The organism is Nitrospirota bacterium, assembly GCA_016235245.1.
Classification (GTDB): domain Bacteria; phylum Nitrospirota; class Thermodesulfovibrionia; order Thermodesulfovibrionales; family UBA6898; genus UBA6898.
This window is the reverse complement of sequence record JACRLO010000013.1, coordinates 72,422-95,231: the sequence shown is the minus strand read 5'-3', so window position 1 is coordinate 95,231 and position 22,810 is coordinate 72,422. Positions and strand designations below refer to the sequence as shown.

The 22,810-nt window shown below is 50.0% G+C and carries 21 protein-coding genes and 1 other RNA gene; 14 read left to right on the top strand and 8 right to left on the bottom strand.

The window, feature by feature from the left end:
- On the top strand, window positions 1-1,772 hold a 1,772-nt coding region (locus HZB31_07270; GenBank protein MBI5847732.1), incomplete at its 5' end, for a CxxxxCH/CxxCH domain-containing protein.
- Window positions 1,773-1,777: 5 nt separating this feature from the next.
- Window positions 1,778-1,990, top strand: coding sequence for a CxxxxCH/CxxCH domain-containing protein (locus HZB31_07265; GenBank protein ID MBI5847731.1), 213 nt, complete (start codon window positions 1,778-1,780; stop codon window positions 1,988-1,990).
- Between the two features lie 60 nt (window positions 1,991-2,050).
- Here the strand turns inward: HZB31_07265 and HZB31_07260 are convergent, their stop codons facing one another.
- The 6 genes from HZB31_07260 to smpB form a co-directional block, all read right to left on the bottom strand.
- Window positions 2,051-4,327, bottom strand: a complete 2,277-nt coding sequence (locus HZB31_07260) for a PAS domain S-box protein (GenBank protein MBI5847730.1) — start codon at window positions 4,325-4,327, stop codon at window positions 2,051-2,053.
- A complete protein-coding gene (locus tag HZB31_07255) occupies window positions 4,324-5,148 on the bottom strand; it encodes a substrate-binding domain-containing protein (protein MBI5847729.1) in 825 nt (274 codons plus the stop codon). The genes HZB31_07260 and HZB31_07255 overlap by 4 nt, the downstream gene beginning before the upstream one ends.
- Before the next feature lie 175 nt (window positions 5,149-5,323).
- On the bottom strand, window positions 5,324-6,553 hold the full coding sequence (locus HZB31_07250; GenBank protein MBI5847728.1) for a site-specific integrase: 1,230 nt from the start codon (window positions 6,551-6,553) through the stop codon (window positions 5,324-5,326).
- Complete coding sequence (locus HZB31_07245) at window positions 6,550-6,774, bottom strand: SEC-C domain-containing protein (GenBank protein ID MBI5847727.1); 225 nt, start codon at window positions 6,772-6,774, stop codon at window positions 6,550-6,552. The genes HZB31_07250 and HZB31_07245 overlap by 4 nt, the downstream gene beginning before the upstream one ends.
- Before the next feature lie 518 nt (window positions 6,775-7,292).
- Window positions 7,293-7,640, bottom strand: a transfer-messenger RNA (tmRNA) gene (gene ssrA / locus HZB31_07240).
- Window positions 7,641-7,746: 106 nt separating this feature from the next.
- Entirely contained in the window at window positions 7,747-8,190 is a 444-nt protein-coding gene (gene smpB, locus HZB31_07235) for an SsrA-binding protein SmpB (GenBank protein MBI5847726.1), read from the bottom strand.
- A 120-nt stretch (window positions 8,191-8,310) separates the two neighbouring features.
- On the opposite strand from smpB, the gene HZB31_07230 reads away from it, so the two are divergent.
- Entirely contained in the window at window positions 8,311-8,919 is a 609-nt protein-coding gene (locus HZB31_07230) for a DUF3786 domain-containing protein (protein MBI5847725.1), read from the top strand.
- Between the two features lie 28 nt (window positions 8,920-8,947).
- Here the strand turns inward: HZB31_07230 and HZB31_07225 are convergent, their stop codons facing one another.
- On the bottom strand, window positions 8,948-9,811 hold the full coding sequence (locus HZB31_07225; protein MBI5847724.1) for a protein-glutamate O-methyltransferase CheR: 864 nt from the start codon (window positions 9,809-9,811) through the stop codon (window positions 8,948-8,950).
- A gap of 105 nt (window positions 9,812-9,916) precedes the next feature.
- Here HZB31_07225 and HZB31_07220 point away from each other — a divergent pair, with 105 nt between their 5' ends.
- From HZB31_07220 to HZB31_07170, 11 genes are all read left to right on the top strand, one after another.
- Window positions 9,917-11,548, top strand: a complete 1,632-nt coding sequence (locus tag HZB31_07220; GenBank protein ID MBI5847723.1) for a radical SAM protein — start codon at window positions 9,917-9,919, stop codon at window positions 11,546-11,548.
- Window positions 11,545-12,162, top strand: a complete 618-nt coding sequence (locus HZB31_07215) for a LysE family transporter (protein MBI5847722.1) — start codon at window positions 11,545-11,547, stop codon at window positions 12,160-12,162. The genes HZB31_07220 and HZB31_07215 overlap by 4 nt, the downstream gene beginning before the upstream one ends.
- Window positions 12,163-12,212: 50 nt before the next feature.
- Window positions 12,213-12,914: a YggS family pyridoxal phosphate-dependent enzyme gene (locus tag HZB31_07210; GenBank protein MBI5847721.1), complete on the top strand. Its 702-nt coding sequence runs from the start codon at window positions 12,213-12,215 to the stop codon at window positions 12,912-12,914.
- 1 nt (window position 12,915) lies between these two features.
- A complete protein-coding gene (locus tag HZB31_07205) occupies window positions 12,916-13,704 on the top strand; it encodes a pyrroline-5-carboxylate reductase (protein ID MBI5847720.1) in 789 nt (262 codons plus the stop codon).
- A gap of 99 nt (window positions 13,705-13,803) precedes the next feature.
- Complete coding sequence (locus HZB31_07200) at window positions 13,804-14,118, top strand: YggT family protein (protein MBI5847719.1); 315 nt, start codon at window positions 13,804-13,806, stop codon at window positions 14,116-14,118.
- Window positions 14,115-14,594: a DivIVA domain-containing protein gene (locus tag HZB31_07195; GenBank protein MBI5847718.1), complete on the top strand. Its 480-nt coding sequence runs from the start codon at window positions 14,115-14,117 to the stop codon at window positions 14,592-14,594. Before HZB31_07200 ends, HZB31_07195 begins: the two co-directional genes overlap by 4 nt.
- A gap of 29 nt (window positions 14,595-14,623) precedes the next feature.
- Window positions 14,624-15,850: a histidine--tRNA ligase gene (locus HZB31_07190; GenBank protein MBI5847717.1), complete on the top strand. Its 1,227-nt coding sequence runs from the start codon at window positions 14,624-14,626 to the stop codon at window positions 15,848-15,850.
- Between the two features lie 56 nt (window positions 15,851-15,906).
- Entirely contained in the window at window positions 15,907-16,758 is an 852-nt protein-coding gene (locus tag HZB31_07185; GenBank protein MBI5847716.1) for a putative sulfate exporter family transporter, read from the top strand.
- Window positions 16,758-20,003 (top strand): PAS domain S-box protein, encoded by a 3,246-nt coding sequence (locus tag HZB31_07180; GenBank protein MBI5847715.1) that lies wholly within the window; start codon window positions 16,758-16,760, stop codon window positions 20,001-20,003. The genes HZB31_07185 and HZB31_07180 overlap by 1 nt, the downstream gene beginning before the upstream one ends.
- Window positions 20,000-20,368, top strand: coding sequence for a response regulator (locus HZB31_07175; GenBank protein ID MBI5847714.1), 369 nt, complete (start codon window positions 20,000-20,002; stop codon window positions 20,366-20,368). Before HZB31_07180 ends, HZB31_07175 begins: the two co-directional genes overlap by 4 nt.
- A complete protein-coding gene (locus tag HZB31_07170; GenBank protein ID MBI5847713.1) occupies window positions 20,355-21,464 on the top strand; it encodes an HD domain-containing protein in 1,110 nt (369 codons plus the stop codon). Before HZB31_07175 ends, HZB31_07170 begins: the two co-directional genes overlap by 14 nt.
- On the opposite strand, the gene HZB31_07165 is transcribed toward HZB31_07170, so the two are convergent.
- Window positions 21,439-22,770, bottom strand: coding sequence for a YchF/TatD family DNA exonuclease (locus HZB31_07165; GenBank protein MBI5847712.1), 1,332 nt, complete (start codon window positions 22,768-22,770; stop codon window positions 21,439-21,441). The genes HZB31_07170 and HZB31_07165 overlap by 26 nt on opposite strands.
- Between the last annotated feature and the right edge of the window lie 40 nt (window positions 22,771-22,810).

Sequence of the window (22,810 nt, the reverse complement as noted above, 5' to 3'; positions counted from 1 at the left end):
ACGGCACGTGTTCGAACGTTTATTGTCATGGCAATTATGCGGGAAGCGGCAAAAACGCAGCGCCGACGTGGGGAACTGCATCAAGCGGGGCCTGCGGCACCTGCCATAACAGCTCGAATTCTGTTTCTCCGACAAGCGGTTCGCATTTGAGTCATGCAGGAGAGGGGGAGCATAACTACGCATGTACCCTGTGCCACAAGGGGATTGTTGGAGGCACCGGTCCGGCAAGCTATACCGTGAGTGACAAGGCAAAGCATGCAAACGGCTCTATCGAATGGAGCTTTGATCCGGGTGATACAAGGGTCAATGGCGGTTCAACAGCCTATAGCATAGCAAGTGGAACAGTGTCGCCATCAGATGGTACGACACGGGCCTATGGGACCTGCAACAACCTCTATTGCCACAGTATTGTGCAGACATCGACAGGCGGGGCACTGACGCCGAATTCTGCTGATTACAAGCCTCTGGCATGGGGAGGCACCTCTGTCTGCAACAGCTGCCATGACACAGGCCCGGGGATCCATTATTACAACAACCCTGCACCTGCCGGTGCGCCATGGATCAGCAGCGGTTCGCATTCGAAGCATCTTTCCTACATATTCACCATTACGACAACGGTTTCAGCGGGAGACTGGATTGATAAATGTGCTGTTTGTCATAGCACGGGAAACGGCAGTCTTGATCCGTATTACTGCACCAAGTGCCATAACGGTTATCCTGATCCGTCACACGCAAACGGAGTCATCAATGTCCGCTTTGCCGACCTGTTCGGAGGGGTAGCTGCTACGTATAATGACCCGACCGGTGCACCTGCAAACGGTTTTACCAATTGCTCAAACACCTACTGCCACAGTAACGGCACATCGGTTTCCACCGGCACGATCCCGGCAAATACATCTTCAAATTGGGGAGCTGGAGTTCAGGCCTGCGACAGCTGCCATAGCGGCGGCACAGCGACAGGTCCTTCCTATGCAAACGGGATCCCGAAAAAGAACAGTCATAACAAGCATGTGGTGGGAAGCGGGTACAAATGCGTTGACTGTCATGACCTGACCGTGGATGCGTCCAACAACATCACTGAACCGGGGTTGTTATACCATGTAAACACGGCCTACAATGTGAGAGGCGCTAAAATAACCAGCTACACCTTTGCGGCTGACGGCGGCACCTGCTCAACTCAGTGCCATAGCGATGGTAAAGGCAGCAATACGACACCTGCCTGGGGCGGACTTCCTATGGGCTGCACCGGATGCCACGGCTTTGCACCGAATACCGGGGCACATGCCCTGCATATACAGGATGCCAATCTGCTTACTCAGGCATATGGAAGCAATGAAGTGGTGTCAAATGCAGCGAGCTATGCCTTCGGCTGCGGCAACTGCCATCCGGCTGATGGCGCTAAGCACGGTAACGGTGTCGTTGATCTGAGCCTGGACCCTGCCGAGGGCGGCATCCTGAAAAGCAGAAACGCAGGACCTTCGGTAAGCGGCTCAGGCCTTACCATTCAATGCAGTGGTGTATATTGTCACAGCAACGGCATAGAGTCTCCCGTGTTTACGCAGACACCGCAGTGGGGCAGCACTTTCACCGCTGGTGCCTGCAGCGGCTGCCATGGCAACTCTCCAAACAGCGCGGGCCAGCCTGCGGGATCTGCAGCACACGGTATACATGTGGTTGGCATCCATTTCGACAATATTTACAACGGGAATAATGGCCTTGCAACGCCGGGTACTGCGGTTACGAGTCAAAGAGCCAGCTCAGAGATGACATAGCGGCCGTGCCTGAACTGGACAACAGCTGGTCACGTTCTGCCTTGAGCTACAAGGCGGGGGATACGCCGTATGATAGTGCAAAAATTGCGCTTAACACTGCGACGATGTGGACGGCCGGGACCAAGACCTGTTCAAACGTTTCATGTCATAACGGCAGGAGTGTTGGGTGGACAGAAACCGTGAGCTGTGCATCGTGCCACACGCAGCTGCCTCGTTAGCATTGCTTGTATATGCAGGCTGTATGTCCTTGCAGCCCGAAACGAGACTGGTGAGCGGGATTAGCCCTTCATCACTTCACGCACAGACTTGCTGAAGACGCCGAGATTATAAGGCTTGATGATGACGCCCCGGAACCCGTATTTTTCGTGTTCAGCCATGATCGGATCATTGGAATAGCCGCTCGAAACGATTGCCCTGATATTGGGGTCGATTGAACGCAGCTTCTGGATCGCTTCTTTCCCTCCCATGCCCCCGGGGATTGTCAGGTCCATGATTACGATATCAAAAGGCGTATGGGCTTCAAATGCCCTCTGGTACAATTCAATAGCTTCGGAGCCGTCTTTTGCAAGTTCAACTTCGTATCCCAGGGAACGGAGCATCTCCCCTGCGATATCCCGTATTAATTTTTCATCGTCCATGACAAGGATTCTTCCTGAGCCTTTGGCAATATTTTTTTCCTCGGGGCTTCCTGCAATGGTGCCGGTCATGCCCTGAGAAGCGCGTAGATAGAGGTGAAACGTCGTTCCTTTGCCAAGAATCGATTCTACGGACAGATAGCCGTCGTGGTTTTTTACGATGGAGTAGGCAGAGGCAAGGCCGAGTCCACTCCCTTTCTGTTTTGTCGTAAAATAGGGGTCGAAGATTCGGGACAGATGCTCCCTGGCTATCCCTGTCCCCGTGTCTGCCAGGGAAATCTTTACATACGCTCCCTCATGAAGTGCCGGGATTTCGTTTTCAGACAGTGCTGTATTGGCGACAGTGAACTCGATTTTGCCGCCGTCAGGCATCGCATGCACGGCATTAATAATAAGATTATTGAATACCTGGCTCATCTGTCCCATATCAATGTCAACGGTCCACGGCGTCTCAGGGATAACGAACGCTGCGGCTACATTTGTGCCGGAAAGTGTGAATCCCGCAGATTCTTTTATGATATCGACGATCGATGAGATCTTCTTGATCGGCGCGCTGCCTTTTGCAAATGTAAGAAGCTGATAGGTAAGGTCCGTAGCCCTCCTGGTAGCTGTTTCTGCATCCGTCAATCGTTCAAGGACCTTGTTCCTGTCATGAATGAACATCTTCGCCATGCTGACATTGCCTACGATCGAAGTCAGCAGATTGTTGAAATCATGCGCGAGGCCCCCTGCCAGGAGACCGATGGACTGCAGCTTCTCTGTCTTGAGGAGCTCCTCTTCCGTGCGCTTTCGTTCGGTCATATCCCGAAAGACGAGAACAACGCCCATTACCTGGCTGCTTCTGTCCCGTATGGGTGCAGCACTGTCCTCAATAATGATCTCGGAATTGTCTTTCCGGATGAGTGCCGTATGATTTGCAAGGCCCTGAATGAGGCCGGTCTCCAGAACCTTGGCAACCGGATTTGAGCATCGCTCCCGTGTCTTTTCATTGATGATATGAAAGACTTCGGATAGCGGTTTCCCTGCCGCATCCTCGGCTGCCCATCCGGTATGCTGTTCTGCGACCCTGTTGATCATGGTGATCATGCCGCTGACATCTGTAACAATTACCGCATCTCCTATGCTTCGAAGGGTGACAGCCAGCCGCTCTTTTTCCTCTGCAATGCGCTCTTCCCGTTCCTTTATGGCAATCGTCATCTTATTAAACTCTGAGGCAAGTTGGCCGATTTCATCATTCGAGTGGATCGGCACGGTTTCGGGCAGTTCCCCCTGTTTGTGCCTTGAAACGGATGCCTGGAGATTCATAAGCGGAACGAGAACATATTTTCTGATAAACAGATTGATCGCAACGATAGAGATGGCGGTCAGAATCAACGAAAGCAGTATATTTTTTCTGAGCGCCGTGCTGAGCTCCTGCTTCATCTGCGCTGAAGATATCCTTACCCGCACAAAGCCGATCAGGAACTGTTTGGTGTCACTCCCATGTAATGCGTCATGTTTATCTGCAATGCGATGAAAGAATACGGGTGAGTAAAAATCAAACCAGTCGGTCTCTTTGATGTGGAACGGATCTATTGCTGTATTGAAATGCTCCTTTGCCTTCGGATCAGGTTCCATCTCGAACTGTTCGAGGGGAAAGGCATCCACAGGAAGCCATATATCGGTAAATATCTGCGCAAGGATAACGTCCTTTGTATGGACGATGTCCTCAACATTTTTGATGAAATCGAGATTCTCTTCAGCCAGGCCCTCATCGACCGCATGCGAAAGGGCTTCCGACAGTGTCCTGCCGCGTGCGATGATCTCCCGCTCGATGCTCTTTTTATGGGCGGTTGTGAAAAAAAATGTGCTCACCATACTTATTACGAGTACGGTGACCGTGATGAAGACCGTAACCTTTGTCTTGAGAGAAAGCCTCACTTAACGTCGGCAAGCGAAGGCATTCCGTATGAGGATATCAATGCCTGTCCTTTCCTGCTCAGGGCGAAGTCAATGAATTTTCTGACTTCCGGCTTTGGGTTCTTCTTTGTGACGAGATAAAGCGGCCGCCTGAAAGGATATTTGTCTGAAATGATAGTGGCCTTTGTGGGTGCCACGCCGTTAACCATCAGCAGCTTTACGTCCCTCTTTCTGGAACTTCCAAAGCCGGTGCTCGCAAAGCCCTCCGGAGTTCTTTCGACCAGCTGTTCCCAGATAGCTACGGATGAGGCCTGTAACGAAGAATTGGCCTGCTTCGTCGGACGGTTGCCGTTAAGAATGAATTTGCTGAGTGATTCCCCTATGCCCCCCATACCCTCGGTTGAGGAAATAAATGAGATGATCTTCATGTCCTGTCCACCCAACTGTTTCCAGTTGATTATTTTCCCCTCATAGATATCCTTTACTTGCTGAGGCGTTATGGTGTTGAGAGGGTTCGATTTATGTACAATAAAGACCAGTGCATCCCAGGAAACCGTAATAAACTCGAAATCCTCCGGGTCGTCAGCCTGCTTGCTCTGGCAGGAGGCTGCATAGTCGATTTTGCCCTGATGCAGGTCCCTGAGGCCGACGATGCTGCCGCCTCCGCGGACGAACATCATGGTGCCGGAAAGTTTTTCATATTCTTTGGCAAGGGCAGTCAGATACCCGACATTGCTGACAGAGCAGCCGCTTGCACTCAGTGATTCAACGGCAGATGCATTTGATGAGAAGGAGAGGGGAACAAGGATCAGCAGGACAAGGACAATAACTATTCTTTTCATCGCGCCCTCCAACAGCCAGCCCGTACGCACGGCAGACACTAAGTCTGCCGCCCTTATTATATTCAAATCGGCTTTCTTCTCCGATTTCTTTAGCGGGGAGGGTACGCAACAGCAATCATCTGCTTTACCTGGTGGAGGCGGCGGGAATCGAAAACGTTTCTCTAAATTGCAACCATCAGTTTTTATTAGATTTTTTCAGAGGAACAATTTTCTTGTTCCGTGACTGTTCAGGGTCAAGAGAGAGTCTATGCATATCCGCCCTCAAACTTTCTACCTCAGAATGAGTATATTTTTCTGTCATCTTAACCGAACTGTGACCAAGAAGCCTTGATACCTTGTAAATGCTTGCCCCACCATTTATGAGATTAGAGGCGAAGCTATGCCTTGTTGCATCATACAACCTCAAGCCATTGGTGATTTTTGCCTTTGTTCGAACATCTTCCCATATCCGCCTCAAGGAGTTTTCCGAATAATGGAGACCACGCTTGTTTATGAAGATATAAGATTCAGGAAAAGCAACCCGAACCCGGCCAGCAAAATATTCAATCATTTCATGATGAATAGGAACCGTAACCGAACGGGACCTCTTGCCTTTTCTCTTTTCCCGATAGACCCTACCGCTGAACGTTGCAGAGATCGTAATACTTTGATTCTGAATATCCACATCCTTAACCCTCAAAGCGCGAGCCTCAGAAGGCCGGCAACCATGAAGCATAAGAAAGGCAATGATAGGCTTATGTTCATCAGGGACAAAGGCAAACAGCTTGGCCTGATCTTCAGAATTAACCCATTTGTAAGGCTTTTGTTCTGTTTCAATATGAGGGAAGGCGGGGACAGTATCAATTACTTCAAGATCGCTCTTCAGGTAATTCATGAATGTTTTAAAGCCATCCAAAACGTTTTTTAGTGACTTGCCCGACAGCTCGAAAGTCTTTTGCAGATATTCCTGATACTCGATAAGGTCAAGCTTCCGAATTTCCCGAACATCACGAACCTTGAAGAAATCTTTTGCCCTTTTAATATGCCTTTTATAATCTTTCTGGTATGAAGGAGCTATGCTATCAATTTTGAAAGCCTCAAACTTGTCCAGGAGAGATTTAGCATAAAATCGCTCTGCTTGCATCTTTGAATATCTGGCAGGGTCAAAAGCATGGTTTTCTATTTCTACCGTGATATGAGCCTGCAGCTTATGAGCCCGGTCATAAGTGTCCAAAGCTTGCCCGGTCTTATCGCTACAAACGAAAATATTCTTTCCCCGATACCAAAGATCAATATAAAAACGCTCAGGCTTTGTCTGGCAGGCAACGCAAAAATAACCATATTCAGGGACATAGTCAAACTTTTGCCCACATGATGGACAGTTCCTTTCTCTGGAAGTAGGCCGTATCGAACCCTTTAAATTCATTCAGCTACCCCCTCATAACAGCATTTCTTGTATTTTTTGCCAGACCCACAGGGACAAGGAGCATTTTTCCCGATTGCTTGTGGAGAACTCAGAGGAACAAGACCCTTTGTAACCAAACCCCGAACATATGAGGAAATAGACTTATCTCCGGCTTTACCCCGGATAAGGTCATATTCTAAAGCGGTAAGGCGAACTGTTACGATACGATTTCTAAGATCCATGCCTTAAAAATATCACAATAACCGAATACATGCAACTAATTAATTTTGTAGAATTATAAATAGGATGGTTATAGGCCAAATCTAAAAAGTGTTTGATAACTTCCCATATACTATTAAATCCCCAGAGAGAACAGCCCGCGCCCCCGGGCTCCCTCTCTCGCTTGCCGCTCGATCCGTCACCGGAAGCGCAACAGCCAGAACAGTAGACAGCCTGCTTATAAGGTGAGGACGAGGACAGCCCCCTTTATGCCCAAGGGCATTATTAAGGAGTTTTTGAAATCATTGAGCAAGGAAAAGAAACAACCCCACGAAGAACAGAAGGCACGAAGGCGAGAACAACGGTTTATAGCAGATACCATGGACAAGGGAGCATCCCCACTTTTCGATTGTAGGCGATTCTACGAAGTTACCTTTTTACACAACATACAGATCAACCCCTTTTTCAAGGTGTTCAGGGTCGGTTCAGGGCTCAGTTTTACATAACAAAGAGGAGAAACTAACAATATCAATACGAAAGCTGGTGGAGGCGGCGGGAATCGAACCCGCGTCCGAAAGTACTACTCTCATGCATCTACATGTGTAGTCAGTCTTCTTCAGCTTCGGGACCCAGACCGCCGGCTGACAGGCTTCCTGAACCCCTATCTCCCTTTGTCTCGCCCTCGGGCAGGGAGCGCACCTGAGAGCCAGCCTGCTGATTGACGCTATCCGCGAGACGCAGGCATTCAACGCGGAGAGCGCGCAACTTAATTAAGCTGCGAGTGCCAGTTCGTTATTGGCGTTTGTGTTTTGTTCCATCTTTTTACGTGGGGATGGAGCCACGACATGCCACATGAGTCTCATAACCCCCGTCGAGACCAATCGCCCCCGAAGTGAGACTGTGATCGGTAAGCGTGAACCGAACTCTGCCGTAACGAACTCCGGCAACCATTCACGACCTCCTCTCATGCTTTTATTATACCACAATGACGTATGTCAGCGGCTTTTCATGGCACGCTCGATCTCGCGGTCAGCCTCTTTCTTCTTGATCGTCTCCCGCTTCTCATACTGCTTTTTTCCCTTTGCCAGTCCGATCTCTGTCTTTGCTCTGCCATTCTTGAAATAAATCTTTAGAGGTATGACGGAATATCCCTTCTGGGCCGCTTTTGCCTGCAGTTTTACCAATTCCTTTTTGTGCAGCAGAAGCTTGCGTGTTCTGACCGGGTCATGGTTCATGATATTGCCATGCGTGTACGGGCTGATGTGGCAATTGAAGAGAAAGACCTCATTATCTTTTATCAGGACATAGCTGTCCATCAGGTTGGCCCTTGCGTCCCTGAGGGACTTAACCTCAGTGCCGGTCAGGACCATGCCGGCTTCGAGGGTTTCCTCAATGAAGTAATCATGGAACGCCTTTCTGTTTTGCGCGACAATTTTCATGTATAAATCATACCACGCGTGGTGTTACTTTGCGTAAAGCGCCGGTGCTTAACATCCCTGGTTCGCCTGCTTCTGCTCTTTTAGTCTTTTCCCGGGGATGGTCATTGCGTATAATAGGGCATGGCTGAGATCATATCAGGAGAGGATAAGGCCTGGAGCATCGTTGCAGGACTTTTGCCTGACGACATCTGCAGACGAACGGGAGCCCTGTATCACGAAGCCAGCAAAACATACCGGCTCACTGCATTTGGCACGATCTTTTCCGTAGATCCTCAACAAAAAGTCATCACGAACCTTGAGCCTGAAGGTGAATTCTTTCTGACACGGCTCCGCTATTTTTTTGTGCTTTCACTGCTCTGGTATTTGGTCAAGGCATCGGATGTGATGCCTGAGGGCAGACTGATCAAGCCATCGGGCATGACCGGCGGGGATATCTTTTTCCGCGGCTCTCACGTGCTTCCTCTTGATAGTGTAGCGAAGAATTTTGCCCATGACAGGAGAGCGTTCAGGGAAAAGGGGCTTTTGCATGGCGGCAGGGTTGTCGAATACGGCGATGCAGCGATCGAACTCTCTCCCTTTTCAAAGGTTCCTGTTACTGTTATTCTCTGGGTTGCTGATGAGGAATGGGAGGCAAGGGCAGATCTGTTGTTTGATTCGACTGCCCTGAGTCAGCTGCCGATCGACGTGCTCTGGTCAGTTGCAATGATGTCCGTGCTGATCTTTTTGTAGCGCCCTGAAAGAAATGTAGTTCTTCCTGTCAGCCGGCAGTGGTCCGTCTCTTCTTTTTATATACGGTTACACCAGGGAAATTTACCGCTTCAAAGAGGTCGTCCGATTTTCTTAACGTCTCTGACTGGCCGATGAAGAGATACCCATCATCGGCCAGCGCCTCCCAAAGACTGAGCGCTATCTGGTCTGCTGCCTTATTTGACATGTACATGAGCACATTTCTGCAGAAGATGAAATCAAGGTTGCTGATCCCCCTGAGCACTAATGGATGAAGGATATTACCGTGTATGTATTCAACGCTGCTGATGATCTCCGGCTTCAGCCTGAAACATCTTTTAGGTGTTTCACAGGTTGCCGCCTCGGTCCTCTGAAAATAGCTTTCAATGAGATCAGTGTTGGGGCCCCTGAACGAGTAAGAACTGTATACACCGCTCCTGGCCTTTTCGAGTGCCATAATGTTGATATCGAGTCCCCGGATGTGTATGTTCCACCCATGCAGCGTCTCAGGCTGGTTTCGGAGCAGCATGGCGATGCTGTAGGGCTCCTGTCCTTCCGAGCAGCCTGCAGAAAGTATGGAGATTGATCTGTCCGAATGCAGCACGTTGCGTTTTCTCTTCTGCCGGGAAAGGTCGAGAAAAAGCTCGAACTGGGTAAATTCCCTCAGAAAATAGCTCTCTGTGTTCATGACAAAGCTCGGCAGATCATGCAGTTCTATTTTCGAAAGAGTATCGTTGGTTAGATAATGCAGATACTCTTTCACTGAGTTCATCCTGAGCGCCTGGAGACGAGGCCCTATCTTCCTGGCAAAGGTCTCCCTGGTATGGGTCTTCAGGGAAAGACCGAATTCTTCTTCCATCAGCGTTTGCAGCGCCTCGAAGTCTTTATCGTCCATTGCGAGTTGCATATGTAATTTACTATGCAATTAATGTGCCATTATATGTTCAATGACAGGCATGCAAATCAAGTATAATGATTCAAAAGAAAAGCGCAGCAACGAATGAACAAAAAACTGAAAAATAAAGCAAACTCATTGATATCTCAGGAAAAAGGGGTGGTGTTTAAAGATCCCGGAGGAAGGATCAATATTGCCCTCTGTTTTCCAAACCGGTATTCCGTTGCCATGTCGAGTCTGGGATTTCAGGGTATCTATGGCTTTTTCAACAGTTTGAGTGACGTAGTCTGCGAGCGGGTCTTCTTCCCGGACGAGGAAGACAGGGAGGAATATGAGAAGTCAGGAACTGAGCCCTTTTCCCTTGAGTCAAAGAGACCCCTGTCTGCATTTGATATTATCGCGTTTTCGGTATCTTTTGAAAATGACTACCCGAATCTGCTCAGGATGCTGAAGATGGGCAGAATTCCGCTCCGGAGTTCAGAGCGGTCAGGACGGTATCCTCTTGTGATAATGGGAGGCGTATGCGCCTTTTATAATCCTGAACCTCTGGCTGACTTTATGGATATCATCTTTGTCGGTGAGGCAGAGGAGATGCTTGAAGAATTTCTCGTTCAATATCGTGAAACCGTACGGCGGGAAGAGCTTCTGGAGAAACTGACGGCGATAAACGGTATTTATCTGCCGCGGTTCTATGCTGTTGAGTATGATGATGCGGGGAGGATCAGGGAAAGAACGGCCGGTCATCATGCACCCGAAACAATTTGCAAAAGGACCATAAAGGAGCTTTCGCGTTCCTTTCTCCGTTCATCGATTCTTACTCCTAATGCGGAGTTCTCAAATATGTATCTTCTTGAGGCAATGCGGGGCTGTCCCTGGTCCTGCCGCTTCTGCGTTGCAGGCCATATTTATAACCCCCCAAGAAAGAAAGACTTTGCTGCGCTGTCTGCTGAGGTGCGGGCTGCTGTACAGGTAACGCAGAAAGTCGGCCTGATCGGACCGTCTCTTTCTGATTATCCTCATGCCGAAGAAGTGCTTCGGATGGAGGGGGTTGACTTCTCCATTACGTCATTAAGAGCAAGTCCCCGGAGTGTCGGTCTGGTGCAGCTTATGAAGGGTCATAAGAGCATCTCCATTGCGCCTGAGGCCGGTACACAGCGTTTGAGAGATGTGATCAATAAGAGGATTACTGAAGAGGACATCCTTGAAACGGCGCAACGTATTCTGGAGTGTGGCATCGAAACGCTGAGGCTTTATTTTATGATCGGCCTGCCGACAGAAACCGCAGAAGATGTTGACGGTATCGTAGCCTTGGTCAAGACGATTCGCAGGAACACGCGTAAGGGGAACATCCGTCTGAGCGTCAGCACCTTTGTGCCAAAACCCTTTACCCCCTTTCAGTGGCATCCCATGGAGCCGCTCAAGAGCATCAAGGAAAAACTGCAGCAGATCAAGAAGGGGCTTGCCCGGGAATGGGGCATCAAGGTGCTCCATGATATACCAAAGCAGGCGCACCTGCAGGGGCTCTTTGCTCTGGGAGACCGGCGTGTCGGCAGAGTAGTCGAGCGCATGGTTTATGACGATATCGATATCATAAAGAAAGGTTCTGACGATGTTGATATCGCTTCATACCTCTACCGTCAGAAAGAGTACGCGGAGAATCTGCCCTGGGACTTTATCGATGCCGGAGTTACCAAAGAGCACCTCTGGTCAGAATACCAAAAGGCTTTGAACGGATGAATCTTGCTGTCATCGCGGCTTCTTCCTTCATGATCGCATTATCAGGAGCGCTGGTGCCGGGCCCGCTCTTTACGATCACGGTAAGCGAGTCAGTCCGGCGGGGCGCATCGACAGGGCCTCTCCTGATCCTCGGCCATGCGATTCTCGAGATCCTGATCATTGTGCTGCTCCTGTCAGGCCTCTCACCCTTTTTGAAGCATGAAACGACAAAGTATGCCATCAGTCTTGTGGGCGGGGGCATGCTGGTGTTTATGGGCATCATGATCCTGAAGGACCTCCGGAGCGTCAGGCTTGATCTGTCAGCAGAGGGCAGCAAAAAAGAGATGAACCTGGTTCTGACAGGCATTGTCGGAAGCCTTGCGAATCCCTACTGGGTTATCTGGTGGGCTACAATCGGCCTCGGGTATCTGGTGAGTTCCATGAAATATGGTTTAGCCGGTGTTGCAGTGTTCTTTGTCGGTCACATCTCTGCTGACCTTGCCTGGTACAGCCTCATCTCCTATGCTGCTGCAAAAGGGAGAAAGATCATGGGTGAAAAGTCATATAAAATTGTTCTGGCGGTCTGCGCTGTTTTTCTCATCGTTTTCGGCGCCTGGTTTATCACGACAGCATGACGCTATCTGCCTTGTATTTTCACCATGCTGCTGTCCTATAATGAAAAGACATGAAAAACGTTTTTATTTTCGAAAACATAAAGACCGTATGCCGCAACATCGCCCGCGGAGCGCTGAAGGCAAACAGGTGTCCATCAGAAGTGCAGCTTGTTGTCGTGACCAAGACTGTTGACACTGCTGCTATCAGGACTGCAGTTGACAGCGGCATCAGGGTTTTTGGAGAAAACAGGGTGCAGGAGGCAAAAAAGAAGATCCTCAGTGATGAGATTCAGGCAATGCCCGAGAAGCTGCAATGGCATTTGATCGGTCATCTCCAGAAGAACAAGGCAAAGGATGCAGTGCAGCTCTTTGAGGTCATCCACTCCGTTGATTCGATAGAACTGGCAGAGGAACTCAACAGGCAGGCCGGGAAGATCGAAAAAATTCAGAGGATTTTAGTGCAGGTTAAGCTCTCAGAGGAGGAAACAAAAAGCGGTGTTGTTGAAGAGGGTTTACCCGTGCTGCTGAAAGAGATAGCTCAGTTGAAGAATCTGAGACTTGAAGGGCTTATGACAATCCCCCCTTTTCGTCCGGATGTCAGGGAGGTTCTGCCTTATTTCAGGCGGCTTAGGGATTTACGGGATGAATCGGAGAAGGCAGGGTTTAGGCTTCCGGAACTTTCGATGGGTATGTCTCATGATTATGAGGAGGCTATAGGGGAGGGTGCCACTATGGTAAGAATTGGAACTGCAATATTTGGAGAGAGGTGTTGATATGATCGGATTTATCGGCGGCGGAAACATGGCAGAGGCCCTGATCAAGGGCATGACCGCAGAAGGCATGAAGGATATTGTTGTCTCGGAGCCCCGGCTGGAGCGGCGGCAGGAGCTTGAAAAAACGTATGGGGTAAAGACCCTGCAGTCGGGCAGGGAAGTCGCTTCTTCATGCGATATCATTATCCTGGCAGTGAAACCTCAGATTATGGAATCGGTCCTTGAAGAGCTGGCAGATGTCGTGGATGATACGAAAACGGTTGTTTCGATCGCAGCCGGTATTACGCTTTCGTATCTTCAGTCCAAATTGAAGACCGGCAAGATCATAAGGGTCATGCCGAACACGCCTGCCCTCATTCAGGAAGGCATGTCCGTGTACTCGCTCTGTGAGTGTTTTACCGGCAGTGAGGTCAATATCGTCAAGAGCATCCTGATGTCCATCGGCAGGGTGATTGCGCTTCCGGAACGGCTTATGGATGCCGTGACTGCGGTCTCGGGCAGCGGCCCTGCCTTTGTTGCCCTGTTTGTCGGGGCGATGATCGACGCCGGTGAAAAACTTGGGTTGAGCAGAAATGATGCGACAGAACTTGCGGTTCAGACAGCACTGGGTACGGCAAAGCTGCTTGATACCGGCATGTCGCCGGAAAAACTCAGACAGATGGTCACCTCGCCGGGCGGCACGACCGCAGCAGGCCTGAAGGTTTTTGAGGAGAAAGGTTTGAACCCTCTCGTCTTTGAAGCATTGCATGCCGCAAAGAACCGTGCCGAGGAACTCGGGAAGAAAGCCTGACGGTTATTCATAACAGCCGGGAGTATCTCTTTTCCCTTCATGGATAAAATAGAGCATGCCGTTGTAAAATAACGGTCAAAATAAAAGATCGAGGTAAGAATGCTTATCGTCGGAAACCTGTTAATGGCAGTTGCGAAAATAGCGGACATGCTGCTGGAGCTCTATAAATGGATCGTCATCATCGCTGCGCTGATCAGCTGGGTCAGTCCTGACCCGTATAACCCGATCATACGTTTTCTCAGAAATGCAACAGAACCGGTGTTTCGGCCCATACGGCGGCTTTTTGGCAACAGGCTTGGCCCTGTGGATGTTTCTCCGATCGTGGTCATCCTCGCTATCCTGTTCATCCAGATGGTACTTATACGTTCGCTTATTGAGATCGGCATTAAAATCAAAGGGGGAGTCGTCATATGAGAATCTCGCCGCTTGAAATCCAGCAAAAGCAGTTCAAGATGAAGTTCCGGGGATTCGATGTCGAGGAGGTTTTCGGTTTCCTTGAGATAGTCCGCGAAGAGATGGAAGACCTGCTCAGGGAGAATTCAAATCTCAAAGAAAATATTCAGAGGGCAGAGAGCCAGATCAAGGAATACCGCGATATGGAGACGACGCTCCGCGAGACGCTCATGACCGCCCAGCAGATGGTAGAGGACTATAAGACGAATGCGCGGAAAGAGGCAGAACTTATTGTCAAGGAGGCCGATTCCAAGGCTGACTCCATGGTCAAAGATGCCCACGAGAAGGTCATTAAAATCCATGAAGACATCACTGACATGAAAGGCATACGCCGCCATTTCCGGGAAGAGCTCAAGAGGCTCGTCGAAGGTCATCTCAGGATGCTCGAAACCGACGAACGCTGGGAGACCACCGACAAGGAAGTAATGCCCGAGTGAGCAGCCAGCAGCTCAAAACGTTAAAAGGTATGCAGGATATCCTGCCGCCTGACATCTTTCTCTGGCAGACGGTGGAACAGACTGCCCGGCAGATATTTTCGGTTTATGGCTTTCAGGAGATCCGGACGCCGATTATGGAATCGACGGCTGTTTTTTCGAGATCTATTGGCGAGAGCACCGACATTGTTGAAAAGGAGATGTACACCTTCACGGACAAGGGAGATCGCAGCCTTTCTCTGCGGCCTGAAGGCACAGCCTCTGTTGTGCGCAGTTATGTGGAACATCATCTCGATAAACTTCCGGCGCCTCAGAAGTTCTATTATACCGGTCCCATGTTCCGTTACGAACGGCCCCAGTCCGGGAGATTCAGGCAGTTCTATCAGATCGGCGTCGAAGCCTTTGCAGATTCCAGCCCGAGGATGGATGCCGAGGTCATTGCGATGCTCGGGCGCCTGCTTACGGGTATTGGCCTTAAAGGCATATCCTTCCAGATCAATTCCATCGGCTGTGCGCAGTGCAGGCCGGGGTATCGTGACGTCCTCCTCGAATTTTTTTCTGAAAAAAAGGAGGACCTTTGCGATGACTGCAAGCGGAGATATGACAAGAATCCGCTTAGGATCCTCGATTGCAAGGCGAGCACCTGTCGGCAGCAGAGGCAGGGGGCTCCGAAGATAACCGACCATCTCTGCGCGGACTGCAGATCCCATTTTGAAAAACTCCAGAGCCTGCTGTCACTTCTGCAGGTCCCCTATTCCCTTAATGCCGATATGGTGCGCGGACTTGATTACTATACCCGAACGACATTTGAGGTGACGAGCCAGAGTCTGGGGGCGCAGAATGCTGTTGCTGCCGGCGGCAGGTATGACAAACTGGTACAGGAGTTCGGCGGACCTGAAACGCCTGCTGTCGGTTTTGCTCTTGGTATGGAGCGGGTGATCGAACTGCTCAAAAAGACTGAAGACAGGATACCTCCTACTCCTGCGGTTTATTTTGCCGTCCTGGGTGATGCAGCAGGCAGTGCGTGCCTTGTTCTGGCGGAGCAGCTGAGAAAACAGGGTCTCTGGGCTGAAGTCGGCGACGCTGCCAGTTCACTGAAGAGCCAGATGCGAAGGGCCGACAGAATGGCGGTGCGTTATGTCTTTATCATGGGAGACGATGAGCTGCGTTTGGGCATGCTGAAGTGGAAGAACCTTGCAGGGGAAGGCCAGGGTGAGCTGAAGATTGCCGATATGGAACTGTTTCTTGAACAGTCCTGACTGCACTCAACAGTGTCTGTGTTATTACTCTGCATTATGGTAACATCATGGCGGCCATGAACGTAAGAACTTACATGCCGGGTTTTCTTGTCATAGTCGTCATTGCTTCTTTTTCCCTGTATATTTCATCACTTCACGCCTCCTTTGATGCTCTGGTAATCTCTATCATTATCGGTATGCTGCTTGGCAATAGTGTCGGCAATCGGGATTATTTCGGCAGCGGTTTGAATATCGGCGTAAAGGCGCTGCTTCCGATTGGCATCGCCCTTTATGGCATGCAGCTTTCCATCAGCGGTATCCGGCCCGGTCTTGCTTTCAGTATTGTATTGGTTTTTTGCCTGCTGTTTATCTTTACGTTTATTCTGGCGAGGGTGTTCCGCCTCAACAACAGCATCTCTCTTCTTCTTGCCTCGGGACTTTCGATCTGCGGCATGATCTTTTATCCCCTGATTTATGATTTTTTTCCGATCTCGACAGATGATTATAATTTCTTTGCGGGCACAACGCTGCCGATGATTGGCCAGGTCAGAGTCGCCGCCTCTCATGTCGGCACTGAATCCCTCGAAAGCGCTCTGCAGATCAAGCTTATACGCGTTGCGTTTCTTCTGTTTCTGGTTCCCGGTCTTGTCCTCAGGCAGTACAGGTTGAATAAACAGATCAGCATACCATGGTTCGTTATTATTTTTATCTCTCTTTCCGTTCTGATCAATATGGTTCCAGCAATCCGGCAGCTTCAGGAGACTGCCAGTACCATAGGCACATCTTGCTTTTCTGCCGGGCTTGCTGCAATAGGGTTCTCTGTCGATTTTGACGCGATTATCGAGGAGGGTATGACGCCGCTCGGTGTGATTTTTGCTGTTTGGAGCGCTGTTCTTATCGTAATCTACCTTTTCAGGAATATTGTCTGATGTTCAGGACACGGATCATTTACCGTTTTATTGCCGTACTCATTATCTTCGCCCTTTTGATTGTGGTCCCCTTTTCACTTTCCGTCATAAGCCAGACACAGAAGATGATCGAGAAGGAAGAAGCCCTGGAGCAGACCAAGTCCCATGAATACAGCCTCATGCACAGAGAATTTACTTCAAAACTTATCGAGCAGATGCTGTCCTTTATCTTTTATATCCTGGTTCTGGCCTTTATCCTTTCGTTTTTCTTTCTCAGAAAAATGCTTATCTCAATCCGGAACCTCCGTGACGGGTCGCAGGCGATGAAGGACGGCAATTTTGATGTCAGGCTGTCGGTGCTTGCTGACGACGAACTTGGCGAGGTGACGCGTACCTTTAACGCTATGGCAGAGGCGCTCAAAGTCAAAACGCAGGAGTTGGGCAAAAAAGACCTGTATATCAGCGCCATGCTCGATCCCCTGTGGGTGGTCGACGACGAAGACAGGATCATTGATATCAACCAGGCTTTTACGCATCTCTTTGGCTATACACGGGAAGATGTCATCGGCGCCCCGGCGTATGATTTCGTTGATGACAGAAACGCTGTGATTCTGAGGAAGCAGAGTGAAGAAAGACGGAACACCGGAAAATCGTCCATTTATGAGATCAGTATTCTTTCGAAGGCCGGCGTGCAGATGCCTGTTCTGATAAGCGGCTCTCCGGTCTACTCGGGCGACCGGATTGTTGCCAAGATAGGTGTTCTTAAGGATTTCAGGGAGCAGATCAGTCTGCGCAATGACCTCCAGCAGTCTCTTGATTATTTCGAGACGATCATGAACAGCATTCCCGACGAGATAGTCGTGATCGACAGGAGTTTCCGCATTGTCATGGCAAACAGAGTCTCCGTGATACGTGCTGAGCGTGACCTTACCGGAGAGCTCTGCCACCATGCCCTTCACGGCTCATCGGTGCCCTGCTGGACGGATGGCTTTGAATGCCCCACCCAGATCGTTTTCGCCACGGGGAAGACCCACAGGGCGGTTCACCAGCATGTTACGCCGGACGGCCTCAGGACCTATCATGAAATCATCGCGAGCCCGGTCACCGACCCTTCCGGCAAGGTCCTTCATGTGATAGAACTCCTGAGTGATATTACGGACAGGATGAAAAGTGAGGAACAGATCGTTCAGAAGAACAAGGAACTGACTGCGCTCAACAGTATTTCCAGTATTCTCAACCGGTCGCTCAAGCCGGATGAGATATTTACCAAGGTCCTTGATAAAATGATCGAGATGCTCGCCATGGACGGCGGCGGCATCTTTTTTCTTGACGAGGCCGCCAAAGAGTTGACCTGCCAGTATCATAAGGGCATATCAGAGGATTATGTGAAGATGATCGGCAGAATAAGGCTCGGCGACGATATCCCCGGAAAAGTGGCGGTTAGCGGTCAGGTCGTGACCACGTCGGATATATCCAAGGATCCGAGAATAGAGCGCTCGATCATGAAACACTCCGGCATGAGAGGCTACTGCTGTATCCCGGTCAAGGGCAAGGAGAGGATTATCGGTGTTTTCTGCCTTTTCAGCTTTAACACTCACCTCTTTACGGTCGAAGAGGAGAATATTTTGTCAGCCATAGGTGAAATGACCGGCATGGCGCTTGAGAATATCCGACTCTATGAGCGGATGCGCTCTCTTTTTGAACAGCAGAGAAGCAGATGGGCTGACGAGCACCAGCAGCTTCTGCAGATATCAACCCGGCTTGGGGCTGCCGTTGATATCGAGGATAGCATGATCCAGGTGCTTGGCCTTATGAAGCAGATCTTCAGAGCGGATTTTGTCTGGATGCTGTCAAATGACTCCTCTGACAACCTCCTGCTGAGATTTGCGACAGAAACAAGAGGGACGGAAGGATCGGCCATATACCTCGCAGATGTAACCTCTATTGAGAAATATGCCCTCACCAAGAGGCACCCGGCAGTCGTGAGCAATATCCGGTCAGAGGAAAAGTTTTATGTCTCTCCTGAGGTCTCCTCCTATCAGTCTGCGGTGGCCGTGCCGATGTTCATGGGAGAAAAGCCTGTCGGGGTCTGCGCTCTCTACTACTCGCTGCACAGGGAATTCAGGGAGGAGGATCTCCGCTTTATGGAGATCATTTCCAATATGATCTCCGTTGCGATCGAGCGGTCAGAGTATTATGCCCGCGCCGGCAAGGTAAAAGAACTCGCCGACACGATTCTGCAGAGTGTGCAGGAGGGCATTATAACCGTTGATATGGAAGGTCGTATCATATCGGTAAACCAGGCCTTTGAGAGGATGACCGGCATCAGTCCGGAGCGTGCGATCAGCCTGCCGGTCTGCGAGGTGTTCAGGTTCAGTGATGAAAACATATCCTTCCGCCTGCTCCTTGGCGAAAGTGTTGAAGATGCAAAGCAGGGCATCTCGACGATGCGGTCCTCTACCGTGACGACGCGTTATGGAAATACCGTGCCTGTTACGATCACGAGCTCGCCTATTCTAGACAGAAACGGAGCCGTTACAGGAATTGTGAATCTGGTGCGTGATGTGAGCCGGGAAAGAGAACTCGACAGGATGAAGACGGAACTGATACGTTCTGTCTCCCATGAATTCAGAACACCTCTTACGGCGATTGTGGGCCTGACCGAGATGCTGCTGCACGGGGATGTGGAGGCAGATAAGGTGAATAAATATCTCAGCACCGTACGTGATGAGGGGGTCAGGCTTTCAAAAATGGTTACGGAACTGTTGAGCATCGCCAGGATCGAGAGCGGGAAAGAAACGCTGAAATTCAGCAGCATCAATCTCCCCGAACTCATGCATGGTATTGCCGACACCTTTAGTCCGATGCTGCTGAGCAAAAATGCGGTTCTTACCTTCGATATTGGGGACATCAGGACTGTTGTCGCTGACGAGGAGAAGATGAAACAACTCCTGATAAACTTCATTGATAACGCGTTAACATTCTCTGACAAAGGGTGTATTATAGAAGTGTCCGCGAAGATACATGATGCCATGCTCGAGATCAGCATAGCCGATAATGGATGGGGCATTCCTGATGAGGATATCTCCCATCTTACCGAGCGGTTTTACCGCGGCAGACACGGTGACAGGGTAAAAGGTACGGGACTTGGCCTTGCTCTTTGCCATGAAATTCTGAGTATGCATAATGGAAGTATGAGCATAACGAGCAGACTTGGCGAGGGAACGAAAATAACGATGCGTATTCCGTACAGGGAGGTTGTGTGAGCAAGGTTATTGTGATCGATGACGAACCCTTCATTTTGATGATGATAGAGGACAAGCTTAAGAAGGCCAAGATCGATGTTACGACATTGCGCGAAAGCAAAAATGCCCTTGAGGTGATCAAAAAGAACATGCCTGATCTCATTATCCTCGACTGGATGATGCCGGAATTGAGCGGTATTGACCTATGCAAGATGATCAAGGCAGATCCTGGACTGAAGGATATACCTGTTTTTATGCTGACAGCAAAGGGGCAGGATTCTGATGAACAACAAGGCCTCCAGTGCGGTGTGAGCCGTTACATTACCAAGCCCTTCAGCCCCCGGTCCCTTCTTGAGATGGTGCAGGAGATTGTTGGAAAAGCCTGATTATCAGCAGGACCTGGCAGCCACCATTCAGGAACTCAGCGTCGCATATGAGGAGCTCTCTCTCCTCTATAGGGTTTCAGGGATATTTTCATCGCTCAGTATCGATGATATCTGTGAGCACATGATCCATGAGGCGGTTGAAAACATCGGGGTAAAGACTGCTGCAATTTTATTTCATGACGAAAAGGACGATTCCCTCTTTACCAAGACCTATAAAGGCACCTGGGACCCTTGCAGGACATTCCCGAGAGACCATGCGGTCATATGGAACGCGATCGAATCGAAAAAGCCTTCGGCCTTCTGCAAAGTTGCTGATTCGGAATACCGGCACTATATCCCCGGCATCAGTTCCATTATGGTCTGCCCTATTTTGGGCAAGGCCAAGAGTATAGGCGCCATTGTTGTGGCTGACAAAGAGGAGGACCAGGAGTTTTTTTCCCATGACACCAAGCTCCTGATGGCTATTACTTCTCAGGCCGGCCTTGCCATAGAAAATGCGTTCCTCTATACGGAACTCGAGGTCTTGCTTGTCGGTGCGATAAAGTCTCTGGTCAAGGCGCTGGAATCTACATCGTACTGGACGGCAGGACATACGGAGCGGGTCACTGAATATGCCATTTCTATCGGCAGATGCCTCAATCTTGACGGCGATACGCTTGAAAAGCTGAAAATATGTTCCCTCCTTCATGATATCGGCAAGATAGCCACCCCGAAAGAGATACTGAACAAGAACGAGGAGCTGAGCGAAAGCGAATGGATAGAGATGAAAAAGCATCCGGGCGTAGGCGCAGAAATTTTAGGAGAAATGAAACAGTTTAAGGAAGTTATCTTCGGTATTAAATACCATCATGAGCACTGGGACGGCAGAAAGAGCATTTTTGGCCTGAAAAAAACAGAGATCCCGCTGTTGGCAAGAATCCTGGCAGTTGCGGACACCTTTGATGCGCTGACTTCTGACAGACCTTACCGTCCGAAGCGGTCACGAGAGGATGCCGCAAAGGAGATTCAGCGATGTTCCGGTTCCCAGTTTGACCCTGAAATCGTCCAGGCATTTCTCGGCTGGGCCGGTTTTACCCCACCACATCAAGTTCCCTGACCCTGAATCGCACCCCCAGGTCTGCTGCAATCTCTTCGCATTTTTTCAGATCAACTTCAGGCAGGTTGACGACCGTTATCTGAACGTCGGGTACTACTGCCTTTACGTCCTGTATAAACCTGAGAACCTCCTGATATGCCCCGGGGAAATAGGGCTTACAGATCCTGGTATAGGTATCGGTATCCTGGGCATCAAGGCTTATGGAGACACTGTCAAGAAGTCCTTTCAGCTCGGGAATGATATTTCGTTTATGGATCAGATTGGCATGGCCGTTTGTGTTGACCCTGACGCGCCCGCCCTGCTCTTTGACCCATCGGGCGATCTGTTTCACTAGATCGAGCCGCTGAAGGGGTTCACCGTATCCGCAGAAGACGATCTCCCTGAAGCGCGAAGGATCACCAATCTCCTTCTTCAGTTCTTCTGCAGAGGGCTCATGGGAGAGGCTCAGCCTATGGCCTTTTACAAAGTCCGAATTGAACTTTACGCAGAAGGAGCATTTGTTCGTGCAGCGGTTGGTGATATTGAGATAGAGGCTGTCCCGAATCTGGTATGCTATCTCTCCTTTTTCCGGGAGTGTGCCAATGGCGAAAAGTCTCTTGGCGTTCAGGGTGGTGATGCGTGACAGATCCTGCAGGCTTATGCCTCTCAGTTCCGCAATCTTCTTTGCCGTGTGCAGAATATAGGCAGGTTCATTGCGCTTTCCGCGGAAGGGGGCCGGTGTAAGGTAGGGTGCATCGGTCTCGATCAGAAGGTAGTCATCAGGCACCATACGGGCAACTTCCTGCAGCCCCACTGCCTTTTTGAATGTTACCGGCCCTGCGATCGAGATAGAAAGGCCCAATGCCATCACCTGTTCGGCCATGGCAGCATCTCCCGAAAAGCAGTGGAATAGCCCATGTCTGATACCCGATTCACTGACGAGGTCAAGGGTGTCTTTGTCTGCTTCCCGGCTATGAATGATAATCGGCAGACCTGTCTCGTTTGCCAGTTCAAGCTGCTTCCTGAAGACTTTTTTCTGCTGGTCCCTCGGAGAATGGTCATAGTGAAAATCGAGGCCTGTCTCACCGATGGCGATCACCTTCTCTTTTTGCGTAAGTTCCCTGAGAAGGGAATAGGTCTGGTCGGTAAAGTCCTTTGCCTCATGGGGATGTATGCCGACAGCGCAATAGATGAAATCATGCAGTTCAGCAAGTCTGACGCCTGCCAGAGTTCCTTCAAGGTCAGAGCCTATAGTGATCAAGGCCTCAAGGCCTGCCTCCCGCGCCCGCTGAATGACTTCTTCACGGTCAGGATCAAACTCCTTCATCTCCAGATGACAGTGGGTGTCGATAAAAGACAGTGATGGG